Below are 16818 nucleotides of genomic sequence, written 5' to 3'. Positions count from 1 at the left end.
ACCTATATTGCAAAGAATCTATTTATTATTTTGATTTTTTACAGCCCCTTTTGAGAAGAAAGAGCGCTAAGCTCTTTCTTTTGCTTCATTCTGCTCCTTTTTATAGTAATAGAGAATCACAAGGAGAGAAAAGGCTTCCGAGCAAGGGAAGGCAAGCCATACGCCGGTCATTTGCCAGATAGAGGAAAGGACCAAGGCGAAGAAGACGATGGCAAAGGTTCCTCGAATCAAAGAAGTGAGGAAGGCAGGCTTCGGGTTATTCGTTGCGGAGAAATAGGATACCAAAAGGGTATTGATTCCGACAAAGAAGAAAGCCCAGAAGTAAAGGTGGATGCCCTCTGCGGCATACTTGTGCAGACCTGCATTATTTTCACTGTTAAATAGAGAAATAAAGAAATCACTTTTGAAGTTTACGGTAAAGACAATGGTCAGGGAAAAAAGCAATGCGGTTACGATTCCGTATTGCAGATATTTTTTCAGGGCTTTATTGTCTTTTTTTCCGTAGCTGTGGCTCATTAGAGGTTGTACACCCTGTGCAAGACCGTTAAATATGGCGTTGCAGACTGCAGAGACATTGGCAACGACTCCATAGCTTGCTACTCCGATATTTCCGGAGATCTTTAAGATGAGCATGTTAAAGGTGGTAATGGTGACGGCGTTCGCGATTTCTCCGACAAAGTTCGAAAGACCGAGCTGACAGCAGGCGCAGAGATGCTTAAAGCGCGGTGTTTGCCAACCGAAGGGAATGGTATTCTTCTTACTGCAGTAGTGTAAGAGGCAATAGGCGGATCCCACGATAGGGGAAAGTCCGGTTGCCAGCGCTGCTCCGGCCATACCCATGTTCATCGGAAACATAAAGATATAGTCAAACACGATATTAAAAAGACTCGCGATGACAGAACCAATCATAGCATTGGATGGATTGTTGTCGTTTCGCACATAGGCTCCGGTGGTATAGTTGGCCATATAGAAGAAAGCAAAAGGGAGAATCGTCCGAACATAGGGGATTCCCAAGTCCTGAAGCTCCCGGTCCGCTCCCAAAAGCTGTAAAATCTGCCTCGGGAAGAAAAGTCCGCCAATCAAAAAAGGGATGCTGAATACGGCATTCCAGAAAAGGGCTTGTAAAAAGAAGGAGTTTACATCTTTGCCCCTTGCCTTACGGATACTGTATCTTGTTGCGCTTCCGATTCCGAGCATGGAGCCCAGAGCATTCATCATGCCGTAGAGAGGGAGTGCCAGATTTAAGACGGCAAGTCCGTCACTTCCGGAATAAGACGCAATAAAAAAAGTATCTGCCAGGATATAGACGGAAATACCAATCATGGCAGCAACACTATGACTTACATAATGAATAAAACGCTTCATATATTAACCCCTGATTAACTGAAAATAATGGAATGCCTTAACGGTGTTTTTGCAAAATCCCTCTTGCAGTAGTATAATAAAGCACATTTAGACAGTATCTTGCTATCCTAACATAGAATAGAGCGATTTCGCAAGGTTAAGCTTCTTTAGAAGAACTTTGTAAGCGGAAGGCACAGATTTGTGCTTTGGAATAAGCGAATTTTCTAAAAAAACGATGAAATCAATCGAAAGGGATATAGAGTAGTCGGATAGAAGCGGTAGGTTTGGTGAGAGGGAGAAATCAATGAGGAAGATTCTTACGGAGGAAGAAAAGTTCAGGCAGATGATGGAAGAGCCGGTACAGACTCTGATTCCGCGCCTTGCACTTCCGTCTATGGTATCGATGATTGTGGTGGCTGTTTACAATATGGCAGACACTTTTTTTGTGTCTCAGCTCGGGACTTCCGCCTCCGGTGCGGTGGGAATCGTCTATTCCATGATGGCGATTATCCAAGCTATTGCTTTTATGATCGGGATGGGCTGTGGAAATGAGATTTCCCGCCTGCTGGGTGCAAAAAAGCAGGAGGAAGCGGAACGCTTTGTAGCAATCGGTTTTTTTACGGAGCTTTTTCTCGGAACGCTTATCGCCCTCTTCTGTATTATTTATGTAATACCTCTTATTTATGCGCTTGGTTCTACAAAGACGATAGCTCCTTATGCTATAAGCTATGCAAAATATGTTCTTCTCGGGACACCCTTTATTATGGCGTCTCTCGGGATGAACAATATGCTTCGCTTTCAGGGAAACTCCTTCTATTCCATGCTGGGAATTGCTACAGGCGGCATCCTAAATATGTTCTTGGATCCGCTTTTTATCTACGGCTTTAAAATGGGAATCATGGGTGCGGCAGTTGCAACCACACTTAGCCAGATGGTTTCCTTTTTCATTTTACTCTATCAATGCAATAAGATGCCGGCTTGCATCAGTGTTTCCTTAAAAAACTTTAAGCCTAGTTTGAAACGTTATAGTCTGATTTTGCAGTTCGGGCTACCGAGTCTTGCCAGGCAGGGCATTGCCGGGATTTCTACAATCATTTTGAACTTTTCGGCACACCCCTATGGAGATGCCGCGATTGCCGCCATGGCAATCGTCATGCGTATTACGATGTTTTTAAATTCCCTTGTCATCGGTTTTGGACAGGGATTCCAGCCGGTTTGCGGTTATTGCTATGGGGCGAAAAACTACAAGAGGGTAGAACAGGCCTATTATTTTAGCTTGAAGGTATGTTTTCTTATGCTAATTGTTATGGGAGCGGTGGTTTTTTTCTTTGCAAAGCCGCTGATTACCGTCTTTAGAAGAGAGGATGCGGAGGTGATTCGCATCGGCTATCTGGCGCTTCGCCTGCAATGCCTTACCATTCCGCTTGCTGCGCAGATTACCATGGCCAATATGTTTAGTCAGACTACGGGATATCCGTTCCGTGCAAGTATTGTGGCTCTTCTTCGTCAGGGAATCTGTCTGATTCCGGTCCTGCTCATTTTGCCGCCTCTTTTCGGTCTCTTCGGTGTGCAGCTGTCTCAGCCCGTGAGCGATGTTTTTGCGGCATGTATTGCCTTTTTGATTACCGGCGGAATCCTGAAAGAGCTTCGGGCTAGATCGGATAATCCGGTAAAGACACAACAGTAGGACAAATCAGGGAAAAGGGGCGAAAGAACTGCTTTTGTAGCTTGTTCTTTTCAGAAAAAGTGATGTTTTTGGGAAATAGGGGGAATGATGTTTTCGTTTTTACTGCTAATCATTTATCTTTCGTTTATCAGTCTGGGGCTTCCGGATGCTTTACTCGGCTCCGCATGGCCGATTATGCATGAGGAGCTGAAGGTTCCTCTTTCCTATTCGGGTAGTGTGTATATGCTGATTTCCTGCTGCACAATTCTGTCCAGTCTAAAGAGCGAGAGCTTAAATCGGCGCTTCGGAACAGGTAAGATAACCGCATTTTCCGTATTGCTCACCGCTTTGGCCATCTTTGGATTTTCGATGAGTCGTTCTTTCTATATGCTGCTTCTTTTTGCCATTCCCTATGGGCTTGGAGCAGGTTCGGTAGATGCGGCTTTGAATCATTATGTTGCTTTGCACTATTCCAGCAGGCATATGAACTGGCTACACTGTATGTGGGGAATCGGTGCTTCAATCGGTCCCTACATTATGGGCTTTGTTCTGCAAAGGGGTTTTTCTTGGTCTAAAGGCTATCTTTTAATCGGGATACTCCAATCGGGTCTTACATTTTTGCTATTCCTAAGTCTTGGACTTTGGAAGGAGAAAGAAGATGCGAATGGCTTAGCAAAAGGAGAACTGCATGATGGAGCAGAAGTGCATTCGGAAGTAGAAACGAAAGAGAGAGCAGAAACAACTCCGGAAGCAAAAACAAATTCACTAATGATGGATACAGAATCGGAAGAAGGGAAAAAAGCAATGTCTTTTCGAGAGATTCTTCGGATTCCCGGTGCGAAGGAGTGCATTGCGAGCTTCTTTTTCTACTGTGCGATTGAGCAGACTATCGGACTATGGTCCGGCTCCTTTATGGTTTATTCCTTGCGTATTGATGCCAAGCTTGCAGCATCTTTTGTGGCTTTGTTTTATTTCGGAATCACCTTCGGGCGTTTCTTGGCCGGTATTTTTTCTGCAAAATGGAAGGACGAGGAGCTGATTTTGGGAGGAATCGCGATTCTTTTTCTGGGGATTGCCCTTCTTTTTCCGGCCGGTCTTTCTTCCGGAAAGCAGCTCTTCGGTATGGAGCTTCGACAAGTTTTTGTTATTCTCAGCCTCCTTTTTATGGGACTGGGCTGTGCACCGATTTATCCTGCCATCATTCACTCGACCCCCTATAATTTTGGAGCGGAAAATACCTCTGCCTTAATTGGAAAGCAAATGGCTTCGGCATACATCGGGAGCCTGAGTCTGCCTCCTGTTTTCGGTGTTCTGGCAAAGAACTTCGGAACGGGCCTTTTTCCGTTTTATGCTGTGGTTTTGGGGATTGCCATGCTATATATGTATAAACAGCTTCTCAAAAAGACAAAAGAGGCAAAAAGAAAGAGGAAGAAGCCGATTGTATCAGATGAAGCGTAAATATAGAATGGAAAGCGGAAGGGAAAATATAGAAAGTGGAAGAGTAAATATAGAAAGAAAAGTGGAGGAGTCAAAATGAATAAAGATTTAACTGCGAAATTAAAAGATAGTTTTATGGTGAATCTGGGAATTGTGATTGTGGCGGCGGCCATCTTCTTCTTTCAGGTGCCGAGTCATGTTGCGGTTTCGTCCATTTCGGGTCTGGCGATTATCCTGAATCATTTTCTGCCTCTCTCTGTTGCAACTTTGACCATGATTATGAATGTAGTGCTTCTGCTCGTTGCCTATTTCTTCTTAAGTCGCAGCTTTGCCTATAAGACGGCTTATGCGACGATTGTGCTTCCGGCCATTATGCTTCTTTTTGAGAAGTTGTTTCCAAACAATCAGTCTTTGACCGGAGATGTGCTTTTAGACGTGATTGCGTATATTTTCTTTGTAAGTATCGGTCTTGCGATTTTATTTAACCGAAATACCTGTTCGGGCGGTCTGGATGTTGTAGCAAAGCTCATGCAGAAATACCTTCACATGGAACTTGGGAAGGCTCTGGGACTTGCAGGACTCTTTATTGCTGCCCTTTCTATCTTTGCCTTCGATAAGAAAACGGTTATTTTATCGATTCTCGGGACGTACTTTAACGGGATTATTCTGGACCATTTTATCTTCGGACAAAGTATTAAAAAGCGGGTATGTATTATCACGGATAAGGCGGATCTGATTACGGATTACATCTTACATCGCCTGCATAGCGGAATGAGTGTTTATGATATTGAAGGGGCCTACAGTCATGAACGAAAAAAGGAGATTGTAGCGGTAGTGGACAGGCAGGAATACCAGAAGCTGATGAGTTTTTTAGAGAAGGAAGATCCGAAGGCTTTTATCACGGTGTATAATGTAGCGGAAATTCATTATACGCCAAAAAAATGGTAGAGCGGTCTTGTTTTCTCCTCTGCTTTGTCAGTATAATAGTCGGCGGTATTTTTAAGATGCATATCCGACAGAAGGAGCAAAAAGATGGAAGTGCTTAAGAAGAACAAGGGAAGAATTTTAAATTATTTGCAGATTATTTTGGGATGCTTTATTACGGCGTTCTCTGTGAACTGTATTCTGGTTCCCAACAAATTGTCCACCAGCGGAGTGACGGGTCTTTCCCAGATGGCGGAACGGTTCACGGGAATCAATTACAGCTATATTTATTATGTCTTTAGCATTACCATTTTGATTATTGCCTTCTTTACCTTAAGGCGGGAAGAGTTTATGAAGATTATCTTTGTCTCCTTCCTCTACCCGACACTTTTGGTTTTGACCGGGATGTTTCACTTTGTATTCGTGCAGGGGGAAATGTTTTTGGTTTGCATTTACTTTTCCATTTTCTATGGTTTGGGGTCAGGCCTTGTGCTTCGTGCAGGGGTGACCTTTGGCGGAACGGATACCATTGCGAGAATCCTGAATCGAAAGGTGTTTAAGGGAGTTGCTCTTAGCCGTGTTATGTTGTTTTTGGACGGCAGTATCCTGATTTCTTTGGGGTTTGTATTTAATAAGGATGTTGCTCTCTATGCATTGGTGAACCATGTCATCTGTATTTACATTATGGACTATATGCTTTTCGGTTTCCGGCAGAAGCTCTATAAAACGAATATCATTCCTGCGAGTCAGGATGACAGTGATGATATTACCCGTTATATCTTAAGCCTTGGCAGAGGCGTGACGATGTATAAGGCTGTGGGTGCTTATACGAAGTCGGATAAGATCATGCTTTCTTCTATCATATCACCCAGACAATCCGCGCTGATTCGGACTTATCTTGCGGAGCATTTTCCAAATGCATTTATGGAAGTTTCTCCCATTGTTACGGTTTACGGTACCGGAGAACGCTTTGTAAGGATTAAAGGGGAAGATTAATTCTACTTGTCGGGAAATGAATCTACATTTCCCGACATTCTTATTTAAACAGAAATAAAGCTACTATAGCCGGTAGAAGGAAGGATGAAGCGTTAGCTTCGATTTTCGGAGATTGGCTATAGGAGAACGAAAACATGGGGACGGAAAAGGCGCGTGGAGACGGCGAGGCGAAAAATAGTTGGAAAAACAATCAGCTGAATTATGCGCAGCTCGGAAGGCAGATTAAGAAATATCGCATACAGAAGAAACTCAGACAGAAGGACTTGGCAAGCTTGGTATATACAACGACGAATACTATTTCCCGCTTGGAAATCGGAAGTGTAGGATGTAGCTTGGAAATGTTACTTTCTATTTCCAATGTTTTGGAGGTCAGCCCGGATGTCTTACTTTTTGGAAATTTCAACCCTATGTTCAGCCGTTTTTATCCTTTCTTTTGGGAAATGAAGGATGCCATTTCCCAAAAGTTAGAAGAATCTCTGGGAGAAATATTTCAAAACTTGGATGAGAAAGAACAACTTTCTTCCGTGGAACGGGATTTTCAAGATTGGATTGGGCAATTCTCTGTAGCGGAGGGGGAAGCGATTGGAAAAGAAAATCCGGAAGGGGGATTCGGAAAAGAACAGTTTTTTACTTATGCTGCAGATGCTTTTTTATTTCCGAAAAAAGGGATAGAGAAAGAACGGGAAGAAAGAGAGGAAAAGCCGGAAACAGAGAAGAGAATTCGGCAGAGAATTCGTGTAAAAGGAGAGGAAAAGGACTAAAACCGGACTAAAACCGGATAGAGTTTTGCAGTGTACAATTTGTAAAAAAGCCTGCTTTGTGCTAGTATATAACCTTGGAATTGGACGTTTAGAGGGATATTCTTATGGGGTCGTATACTGTGTTACAGTGGGCTACTTTTTTTATGCTCTACTGTATTTTTGGATGGTGCTATGAGTGCACCTATTGCTCCGTTAAATCGGGACATTTGCAAAACAGGGGCTTCTGTCATGGCCCTTGGATTCCTATTTACGGGGTAGGATCTTGCTTGCTGGTTCTTTTAACGCACGGACATGAGGAGAATCTCCTCTACCTGTTTTGTGTGGGATTTATCGGAGGAACTTGTTTGGAGCTTGTCACGGGGGTGACGATGAACAAGCTCTTTCACATGAGGTGGTGGGATTATTCTCAGAATCCCTTGAACTTTCACGGCTATATCTGTGTACCTGCCTCGATAGGCTGGGGATGCGCTGCCATTTTTTTGATGCGGGTTTTACATCCGAGGATTTCCGCTATACCTGCGGATTGGAGCTATATTACTTTCGTGATTATTAATACGATGTTCTATACCCTTTTTGTGGAGGATGTCATCCTTTCCACAATCGGAGCCCTGGAACTCAAGGAAAGAGTTGCGCGCCTTGCCGCGAATTCAGAAGAGATACAAAATCTTCGGAAGTCAATTGCGGAGGTCTATGAGAGGCTCGCGGATGCAAGGGCGGAGCTGGAGCTTTCTGCTGAGGAATTTCGGACTGTACAAAAAACGGAGGGAAATGTTGCTGCGGCAAAGTTTATGGCCAGTACCGTGAAAGATTCCACTTTGGCTGTAGCCGGTACAGTGAAGGACTCTACTTTGGCAGTGGCAGACTCTGTAAAGAGTTCCGTTTCGGCAATGGCAAGTTCGGTAGGAGGAGCACTTTCCTTCCCCTCGACAAGAAAACTTAGAGACTTGGAAGCAAATAGAGAAAGACTGGAAGAGCGACTTGCTCTTTTGGAAGATGGAGGAAATGAGCATAGCGGCAAGATGCACTGGTGGATTAAAACCATGTTGCGCAACAATCCCGAGGCGGTTTCCGAGGATGCGGGATTTAACGACTTAAAGACAGCGGCTCTTAAACCTTTGCATGAAAAGAAGCAGAATGAGTCTTCTTTGGGAGGAAAAGCATGACTTTGGCACGAAGCATGAAGAGTCTTATGGAGGGAAACTCCGTAATTCGAAAGATGTTTGAACTGGGTCAGGAAATGGCGGAGAAATACGGAAAGGAACAGGTTTATGACTTTAGTCTTGGAAACCCGGTTGCTTCCGTGCCTTATGAGGTAAAGAATGCCATTATCAGCCTTTTGGAGAATCAGGACCCGCATGAGATTCACGGATACATGAAAAATGCCGGTTTTCCCGATGTCAGAAAGCAGGTGGCGGAGCATCTTGAAAAACGCTTTGGATTAGCTTATTCGGCAGAGAATATCTTGATGTGTAACGGCGCTGCGGGGGGCTTGAATATCCTGATGCGTTGTCTTCTGGATGAAGAGGATGAGGTGCTTTGCTTTGCTCCGTATTTTACGGAATATAAGGCCTATGTTTCGCATTACAAGGCGAAGCTTACCGTGGTTCCCATGAGAAAAGAGGATTTCTCCTTGAATCTGGACATGGCGGAGCAGATGATTAAGAGAAGAACCAAGGCTGTCATCCTGAACAACCCCAACAATCCGAGCGGAATCATTTACAGTGAAGAGGATCTGCGTGCTCTCACTAAAATCCTTAAGAGTGCAGAGGAAAGGCTGGGACACCCGATATATCTGATTTGTGATGAGCCTTATAGAGAACTGGCTTATGACGATAGAGAAGTGCTGTTTATGCCGGAGATTTATGAGAACAGCATTTACCTTTACTCCTTCTCAAAGACCTTGTCTATTCCGGGAGAGCGTATCGGCTATCTGGCTATCTCGGATAGAGTAGAGGAGGGAAAAGAGCTGATGGCTGCGGCGGTGATTGCCGGAAGAACCCTGGGATTTGTGAATGCACCTTCTTTATTTCAAAAGGTCATCGGACAATGCCTTGATGTAAAGGTGGATTTGAGTTTTTATGATAGAAATAGAAAACTGCTTTATACGGAGCTTAGCGAAATGGGCTTTTCATGCGTTCCGCCGCAAGGTGCTTTCTATCTCCTTATGAAGTCTCCTATGGAAGATACGGATGCATTTTTAAAGCTTGCAGAAGAGGAACATATCATTTTGGTTCCTACAGACGGCTTTGGCCTTCCGGGTTATTTCCGTCTTGCCTATTGTCTACCCTATGAAAAAATAGAAGCGTCCATCCCTGCATTCCGAGCTTTGGCAAAGAAGTGTCAGGAAAGAGTTTTACAGGACAAAGAGGAGCAGTAGAAAAGCAGAAAAACGAATAGGATTGTGGAAAGTTTGATAGGATATTGAAACGGCAAACAGAATTTTGGAAAAGACTATAGAACAGCAAAAGAGCAAGGCCTTCGCCTTGCTCTTTTCGCTATCATTTTGAAGGGGGCTCCGAAACCCTTATTTACAGGAGAAGGTCCCGGAGTTGAGTATGAAAAGCTTTTTTGTAGTTACATCTTATGTAACTGTGTATAGGATACTTCCCTTCTGTGATGAAATTATGTTTTATGACTTAAAGAAAAATAAAATATATAAAGAAAAGATTAGGGAAGTTAAAAAATTCTTACACTACGGATTGAAATTTTTTTCGTTTTAAGTACCTGCCTCGATTCTCCTTCACTACCTTCCCTTCCTTTGCGACAAGCTGTCCTCTTAAGTAGACTTCCTCGATCACACCCTGTACTTCTAAACCTTCCAATGGTGCATAGTCGGAGCGAGAAACCTGAGTTTCTTTGGTGATGGTCTTCTTTTTATTCGGATTAAGTATCACGATATCTGCATCGGATCCCTCCAGAAGAACACCCTTTTCCGGATACATGCCATAGAGCTTTGCCGGATTTTCGGAAAGAAGAGCACACATTCTTTCCTTTGTAATCCGTCCCTTTACCACGCCTTCGGAGAAAATCACTTCGCCTCTGGTTTCTACACCGGGCATTCCGCCGGGGATTTTTCGGAAGTCCTCCTTCCCCAAGCCTTTTTGTTCAAGAGTAAAGGAACAGTGATCCGTGCAGACCGTTTGGATTTCTCCGTCTGCAAGCGCCTTCCATAGAGCTTCCTGATCGGATTTCTTTCTAAGAGGCGGTGCAATGACATAGCGGGCGGAGGTCAGGAAATCTTCCGACTTATATAAGTCTTCTGTCATGGTCAGGTACTGAGGACAGGTCTCGGCAAAAACGGTCTGTCCTCTTTTTCTTGCTTCTCGAATCTCATTCAGTCCTTTTTCACAGGTAAGGTGAACATCAATAATCGGAGTATCCACTACATTGGCAATGTAGAGCATACGGTTAATGGCTTCAGCCTCTGCATCATCCGGTCTGGAAAGATAATGGGAAGAAACCCTTGCTTTCGTTTTGGGGTCGGAAATCAGTTCTTTTTGCAAAGCGGCAATCATGCCCGTATTTTCACAATGAACACCGGTAATGCCGCCTACCCTTTTCAGTTCCTCCAGGATTTCAAACATTTCTTCATCATCTACCTGAATATCGTAGGTCATATAGATCTTGAAGGTGCTTAATCCTTCATCCATCATTTTTTGACATTCCTTCTTGCTGCTCTCGTTCCAGTCCGTGATGGACATGTGAAAACCGTAATCACAGGAGGCACCCTTATCCGCCTTCTTCTGCCAGTTATGGAAGCCCTCCATGAGCGTTTCACCCTTATACTGTGTACCAAAGTCTACGATACTTGTGGTTCCGCCGGCTATAGCGGCCTTGGTTCCGGAAGGGAAGTCATCGCAGGTTACCGTTCCTGCAACATGCAGCTCAAAGTGAGTGTGACAGTCGATAAATCCCGGAAAGAGAAGCCTTCCTTCGGCATCAATCCTCTCGGGCTCTTCTTGCAGGCTTTCTAAAAAAGCCGTTTCTTCCTTCTGCTCTGATTCTCTGAAAATTCTTCTGATTTTTTCTCCTTCTATATAGAGATTGCCCTTAAAACTCTCTCTGGGGCTTACAATTGTTCCCTTTTCAATGCAAAGCATAATGCCTCCTTTTTCAGTTATCACTTTTGTTTCAAGCCGGGCCTACAGAAGCTCGGATATAGCACATTGTGTTTCATACATCGTATAACAGCTAAGATTCCGTAGATCATCGGTCTATACAGCGCTTTTCCACAAACCAGTATAACACTCCTCCCTGGAAGAAACAGTGGATTTATAAAGTATTTTTTACCGGATATAAATAGAGTAAAGATTTTATCAGTTAATAAAGAAATAATCAGTTGATAAAGAAATAAAAAGCACTGGACAAAGTTAGCTATTACTAATATAATCAGCATTATAGTTAGTTATTATAAACTAACTAAGAAAGGGAAAGTATGGAATGGAACGGATTTTTTTGTAGAAAAAAAAGCTCTGTCGAAGATTATGTGCGCGAGCATCTCTGCCTTAATGCTCCGGTGATTGCAGGTCTAAAGCCTGCGGCAATCTTTACGGTGAGCTATGAAGAAAAGAAAATGCTGGAGAGTTTATTTTCTCGCTACAATGATTTCCGAATAGAAACGCTTCATTCCGGAAAGAAGGAAAGCATCTTCTTGTATAGAAAGTCTGTGTTTTTTCAACATTTACAGAATAGGAACTTGCGGAGATTTCTTTCTTCTTTGGACTTGGGATATAAAGAGGATAAGACAGGGAACTATTTGTTTCTCTTTAAAGAGCGTTTTCGAAAGTACAAGGATTGTGGAGCGACTTTCCCCCATGAGGTGGGTATCTTTTTAGGCTATCCTCCTGAGGATATTCGCATATACATGGAAGATCCGTACCGAAAAGCCAAGTTAACAGGCTACTGGAAGGTGTATTCAAACGAAGAAGCGGCTTTACAGCTTTTTCGTGCTTATGACTCTTGTATTCAGAAATTTTTACAGTTATTGGAGGACGGCTTTAGTCTACGGAGTATCGTGGAAAGCTACGGCTTGAGAAAGGATAAGGCGGCCTAGAAGCGATAGCTTTTAAAAATGAGTAAACTTAGCAAATCGAGAGCCTTGAAAAGAAAAGTATAGATAAGAGAAACGTTGCTATTGCAACAAAACAATCCTAGTAAAATAATAGGATATAGTTAAAGGAGAAGAAAATATTCTTCTACATATATAAGGAGGACATAAAATGATTAAAGTTGTATTTTGGAGTCAGACAGGGAACACGGAGGCTATGGCTGAGGCAGTGGCAGAGGGGGTTAAGGCAGCAGGAAAAGACGCAAAAGCAGTGAGCGTTTCCGATATTTCCGCGAAAGAGCTTTCAGGAGAGGAAGTATTTGCTTTAGGATGCCCTGCTATGGGAGATGAAGTCTTGGATGAAGGAGAGATGGAACCCTTCGTAGAGGAACTGATTCCGTCCATTTCCGGAAAGAAGATTGCTCTCTTTGGCTCCTATGACTGGGGTGATGGCGAGTGGATGCGCAGCTGGGAGGCAAGAATGAAGGAAGCAGGGGCGGTTTTGGTTGCTGAGCCGGTAATCTGCAATCTCACACCGGACGAAGAAGGGCTTGCAAATTGTAAGGCTCTTGGAGAGGCACTTGCAAAGGCTTAATGATTCCTTGAAAATAGAAAATTATAATCCTCCGACAAACGGGGGTACCTTTGGGATATAAGTCCTTGAAATTGGCTAAAGTCTATTAACAAGAGGGGTTCTGTGTATGCAGAGCCTCTTTTTTATTCATAATGGATATCGTGTGATATCTCGCTTTTGGACAAGTATCCATAGAAAAACGGAAAGGAATTGTTCGGACTGAATAGCCTGTGTTGTAGTGCAAGAAGACAATTATTTCAAAAAAATTAATAAATATACAAGAAAGTTCCTACAAAAATCTCTTTACTGCCTTTTTCAAAAGATTTAAGATTAAGTATCCATAAGATTAAAAATATTTAATCATATAAAAAGGGATTCCTTTTCGATTACAGAAAGGATGGAAAAATGGATCAGTTAAAAAATAGAGGTTTGGCCATTCCTTTGATTCAGGGAGGAATGGGGGTGGGTGTTTCCCTTTCCGGCTTAGCAGGCGCAGTGGCAAAGTCCGGTGCTATGGGCTGCATCAGTACTGCTGACTGCGGATATAAGGAAGAGGACTTTCGTCGTTCTCCGGAGGAAGCCAATCTTAGGGCTTTGCGGAAGGAAATCCGAAAGGCAAGAAAATTGAGTGAGGGAAGAGGACTACTCTCCATCAATGCCATGGTTGCCACAAAGCAGTGGGAGGATGCAATAAAAACAGCTGTAGAAGAGGGAATTGATGCCGTGATTTCCGGAGCGGGTCTGCCCTTAAGTCTTCCGGAATTTGTACCGGAGGGAAAGACTATGATTGCTCCGATTGTTTCCAGTGGAAGAGCGGCAAAGGTCTTACTGAAAACCTGGAGTCAAAAGTACAAGAGAACCGCGGATTTTATTGTCTTGGAAGGCCCTTTGGCAGGAGGGCATCTGGGATTTAAGGCGTCTGAAGTGGAGGAAGGGAAGGCAAAGTCTTTAGAGGAACTGATTCCGGAGGTCTTGTCCGTATTGGAGGGTTTTGAAGAAGAATATGGCAGGAAGATACCGCTTTTTGCCGCGGGAGGCATCTGGAGTAAAGAGGATATTATCCGGATGCAAGAGGCCGGATCTTACGGAGTTCAGATGGCTACCCGCTTTATCGGTACTAAGGAATGTGATGCAAGCGATGCTTATAAAGAATACCTACTCTCCAAAGAAGAAATGGATCTTAGTATAATTCATAGTCCTGTAGGGATGCCGGGGAGAGCGGTGCACAGTCCCATGCTGGAAAAGCTGGGACTGCTTGGAAGGATTCCGCCGAAACATTGCTCCCGCTGTATTCATTCTTGTGATCCCGGAACAGTAAAGTATTGCATCACCCATGCCCTGATTTCTGCTGTGGAAGGAAATATAGAGGAGGGACTCTTTTTCTCGGGAGCAAATATCGGAAAGCTTCGAGAAATTGTGACGGTACAAGATATTGTAGAAGAGCTTTTTTAGAAATCTCTTTTCCCTTCTGCTCTCCACTTTGCGCATTAAGCGGAATGTTCCTTTGTGTTCTCCGAAAGCTGTTCCTTCAGCCATTCAGCAAGAACTGTAGCCTGATTCAGTTTTTCTTCTTTTGAAGCAAAGAGGAGAGTAACCGCTTCTTTTTTTAGCTCTTCCTTCACGAGCCGGATAAAACTGTCTTTTTCCGGATTTTTTTCCAACTCTTCTCTGTAAAGCTCACGAAAACGGGTAAAAAGCTCCTCCTTGTGGTCGAACCATTTTCTTAAATAAGTGGAGGGGCTGAGTTCTTTGGCCCAGAAATCAATGGCAGCTTTTTCTTTAGCTATTCCTCTTGGCCAAAGTCTGTCGGTTAATATACGAAAGCCATCCGTGTCGGACTTTTCTGTGTAAATTCGTTTAATTTGAATTTGGTACATACTACACTCACTTTCTCCCGTTTTGGGAAAGATGCCGTGGAATGCATAGGAAAAACAAGTACCCAAGTGAATTCCGGAAAGTTTGTTTTCCTAAGAACTACACTGCTTAAATCGAGTATTATGTAAAATTTATTGTATATATAAATATATCATATGGAAAAACTATTTTCTACTTAATTTTTGGAGTGAAAGAAGAATACAAATTTTAAAAATTAAGCTTTTCTTGGAAAGAAAAAAGAACTGTAAAAAATCAAAGTGTAAAGAAATTTTGATTTTTACAGCTCTTTTTTCTGTTCTTACGTATTATGGCAAAATGGAGATTTACATACTTTCCACCCTGCTTTATGCATTACAAACTGTTTTGAACAACAATGAATTATAGGTTTAGGCCGTCTCCGGGAAGAAGAGCTTCATGTCGTCTTCTACGGTTCCGATTCCGGCAATACCGAAGTTTTCTACGAGAACCTTTGCTACATTCGGAGAAAGGAAGGCGGGAAGGGTTGGTCCAAGGTGAATGTTCTTTACCCCTAAGTAGAGAAGGGCAAGGAGAACGATAACGGCCTTCTGCTCATACCAAGCGATATTGTAAGCAAGCGGAAGCTTGTTTACATCATCTAAGCCGAACACTTCCTTCAGCTTCAAAGCGATTAAGGCTAAGGAATAGGAATCGTTACACTGACCGGCATCCAGTACTCTTGGAATTCCGCCGATATCTCCAAGCTCCAGTTTATTGTACTTATACTTTGCGCATCCTGCGGTTAAGATGACAGCATCCTTCGGAAGAGCCTTGGCAAATTCGGTATAGTAATCTCTCTTCTTCTGTCTTCCGTCACAACCTGCCATAACGACAAACTTCTTAATCGCGCCGGACTTTACAGCTTCTACTATCTTATCGGCAAGAGCAAATACCTGCTCGTGCGCAAATCCACCTACGATGGTACCTGTCTCGATTTCCGTCGGAGCCGGGCAGGACTTAGCTTGCTCAATAATAGCAGAGAAATCCTTAATCTCGCCGTATTTTCCGCCGATGTGCTTGCAGCCCGGGTATCCTGCCGCACCGGTAGTCCAAAGTCTGTCCTTGTAGCTGTCCTTGGGAGGCACAATACAGTTTGTAGTCATGAGGATTGGTCCGTTAAACGGCTCGAACTCCTCCTTCTGCTTCCACCATGCATTTCCATAGTTTCCTACAAAGTGCTTATACTTCTTAAAGAAAGGATAGTAGTGTGCAGGAAGCATCTCGGAGTGGGTGTAAATATCTACGCCGGTTCCCTCTGTCTGGTCGAGGAGCATTTCGAGATCCCTAAGGTCATGTCCGGAAACGAGAATTCCCGGATTTTTTCCAACACCGATATTGACGCTGGTGATTTCCGGATTTCCGTAAGTGGAAGTGTTGGCACTGTCCAGAAGAGCCATACCCTCTACGCCTGCCTTACCGGTCTCTAAGGTAAGGGCTACCAAATCGTCAACAGAAAGACTGTCGTCCAATGTTTTTGTAAGAGCCTTCTGGATGAAAGCATCAACATTGCTGTCATCCTTTAAAAGTGCATTGGCGTGCTTGGAATAAGCTGCAAGGCCCTTAAGTCCGTATGTAATCAATTCCCTTAAGGAACGGATATCTTCGTTTTCAGTAGATAAAACACCGATGCTCTGGGCAAAGATTTCGTAATCCTTCTCTGCAACTTCTACAGTTGCGGCCTTTGGAAGCTTAGAACTGTCGGAAAGAGTCGCTCTTACGGCATCCCTCATGGCGAAGGTTTCCTTGATATTTTCCACAATCGCATCCTTATCAAAGTTCGCATTGGTGATGGTGATGAAAAGGTTCATCGTTACACGGTGATTTAAGTCCGGAGAAACTTCCTTTCCTTCCGCTCTTGCCTCTTCGGCTACAGCAGATAAGCCTTTGGTGGCATAAACCAGAAGGTCCTGCATGGCTGCGACATCCGGCTTCTTTCCGCAAACACCGGATACGGTACAGCCGGAACAGTTGGCTGTTTCCTGACACTGATAACAAAACATCTTATTCTCCATTTTTTCCCTCCTAAGAAAAACAATGACTCAAAATAACTTTGTAGCGGAGCGAATATTTCACAGAATAACTCTGAAAATCTGCCCCTCTCACTCGATGCATTTCATTTTGCTATAAAGGGGAGAAAAAATGTGTTGCATGCGCAACAAACTAGAATTAGACTATG

14 protein-coding genes are annotated in these 16818 nt (G+C 43.5%); 10 read left to right on the top strand and 4 right to left on the bottom strand.

Translation table 11 applies throughout. From position 1 onward, the window contains the following. Positions 1-66: 66 nt before the first annotated feature. Positions 67-1365, bottom strand: coding sequence for an MATE family efflux transporter (locus HMPREF9625_RS04580; RefSeq protein WP_009535826.1), 1299 nt, complete (start codon positions 1363-1365; stop codon positions 67-69). Between the two features lie 283 nt (positions 1366-1648). Here HMPREF9625_RS04580 and HMPREF9625_RS04575 point away from each other — a divergent pair, with 283 nt between their 5' ends. From HMPREF9625_RS04575 to HMPREF9625_RS04545, 7 genes are all read left to right on the top strand, one after another. After that, positions 1649-3031: an MATE family efflux transporter gene (locus HMPREF9625_RS04575; RefSeq protein ID WP_009535825.1), complete on the top strand. Its 1383-nt coding sequence runs from the start codon at positions 1649-1651 to the stop codon at positions 3029-3031. An 87-nt stretch (positions 3032-3118) separates the two neighbouring features. After that, positions 3119-4468 (top strand): MFS transporter, encoded by a 1350-nt coding sequence (locus HMPREF9625_RS04570; protein ID WP_009535824.1) that lies wholly within the window; start codon positions 3119-3121, stop codon positions 4466-4468. A gap of 75 nt (positions 4469-4543) precedes the next feature. Further along, the gene (locus HMPREF9625_RS04565) at positions 4544-5395 is read left to right on the top strand and encodes a YitT family protein (RefSeq protein ID WP_009535823.1); all 852 of its coding nucleotides are present in this window, start codon (positions 4544-4546) and stop codon (positions 5393-5395) included. A gap of 84 nt (positions 5396-5479) precedes the next feature. Continuing rightward, entirely contained in the window at positions 5480-6367 is an 888-nt protein-coding gene (locus tag HMPREF9625_RS04560) for a YitT family protein (RefSeq protein ID WP_009535822.1), read from the top strand. Positions 6368-6501: 134 nt separating this feature from the next. Continuing rightward, positions 6502-7128, top strand: a complete 627-nt coding sequence (locus HMPREF9625_RS04555; protein ID WP_009535821.1) for a helix-turn-helix domain-containing protein — start codon at positions 6502-6504, stop codon at positions 7126-7128. A gap of 104 nt (positions 7129-7232) precedes the next feature. Next, on the top strand, positions 7233-8291 hold the full coding sequence (locus HMPREF9625_RS04550; RefSeq protein ID WP_009535820.1) for a putative ABC transporter permease: 1059 nt from the start codon (positions 7233-7235) through the stop codon (positions 8289-8291). Beyond that, positions 8288-9505 (top strand): pyridoxal phosphate-dependent aminotransferase, encoded by a 1218-nt coding sequence (locus HMPREF9625_RS04545; protein ID WP_009535819.1) that lies wholly within the window; start codon positions 8288-8290, stop codon positions 9503-9505. Before HMPREF9625_RS04550 ends, HMPREF9625_RS04545 begins: the two co-directional genes overlap by 4 nt. A 310-nt stretch (positions 9506-9815) precedes the next feature. Here HMPREF9625_RS04545 and hydA read toward each other — a convergent pair whose 3' ends face one another. After that, a complete protein-coding gene (gene hydA / locus HMPREF9625_RS04540) occupies positions 9816-11228 on the bottom strand; it encodes a dihydropyrimidinase (protein WP_009535817.1) in 1413 nt (470 codons plus the stop codon). Positions 11229-11563: 335 nt separating this feature from the next. Here hydA and HMPREF9625_RS04535 point away from each other — a divergent pair, with 335 nt between their 5' ends. From HMPREF9625_RS04535 to HMPREF9625_RS04525, 3 genes are all read left to right on the top strand, one after another. Further along, positions 11564-12181: a DUF3793 family protein gene (locus HMPREF9625_RS04535; protein WP_009535816.1), complete on the top strand. Its 618-nt coding sequence runs from the start codon at positions 11564-11566 to the stop codon at positions 12179-12181. A 166-nt stretch (positions 12182-12347) separates the two neighbouring features. Continuing rightward, the gene (locus HMPREF9625_RS04530; RefSeq protein ID WP_009535815.1) at positions 12348-12770 is read left to right on the top strand and encodes a flavodoxin; all 423 of its coding nucleotides are present in this window, start codon (positions 12348-12350) and stop codon (positions 12768-12770) included. Between the two features lie 384 nt (positions 12771-13154). After that, entirely contained in the window at positions 13155-14201 is a 1047-nt protein-coding gene (locus HMPREF9625_RS04525) for an NAD(P)H-dependent flavin oxidoreductase (protein ID WP_009535814.1), read from the top strand. A 35-nt stretch (positions 14202-14236) separates the two neighbouring features. Here the strand turns inward: HMPREF9625_RS04525 and HMPREF9625_RS04520 are convergent, their stop codons facing one another. Continuing rightward, positions 14237-14626 carry a DUF488 domain-containing protein gene (locus HMPREF9625_RS04520; RefSeq protein ID WP_009535813.1) on the bottom strand — a complete coding sequence of 130 codons (390 nt, stop codon included), beginning with the start codon at positions 14624-14626 and terminating at the stop codon, positions 14237-14239. A gap of 384 nt (positions 14627-15010) precedes the next feature. Further along, positions 15011-16654 carry a hydroxylamine reductase gene (hcp, locus tag HMPREF9625_RS04515; RefSeq protein WP_009535812.1) on the bottom strand — a complete coding sequence of 548 codons (1644 nt, stop codon included), beginning with the start codon at positions 16652-16654 and terminating at the stop codon, positions 15011-15013. Positions 16655-16818: the final 164 nt, after the last annotated feature.

Origin of the sequence: Oribacterium parvum ACB1 (assembly GCF_000238055.2) — a bacterium.
GTDB lineage: Bacteria > Bacillota > Clostridia > Lachnospirales > Lachnospiraceae > Oribacterium > Oribacterium parvum.
Note: the sequence above shows the minus strand (reverse complement) of the source record. Positions and strands in the feature narration are given on the sequence as shown.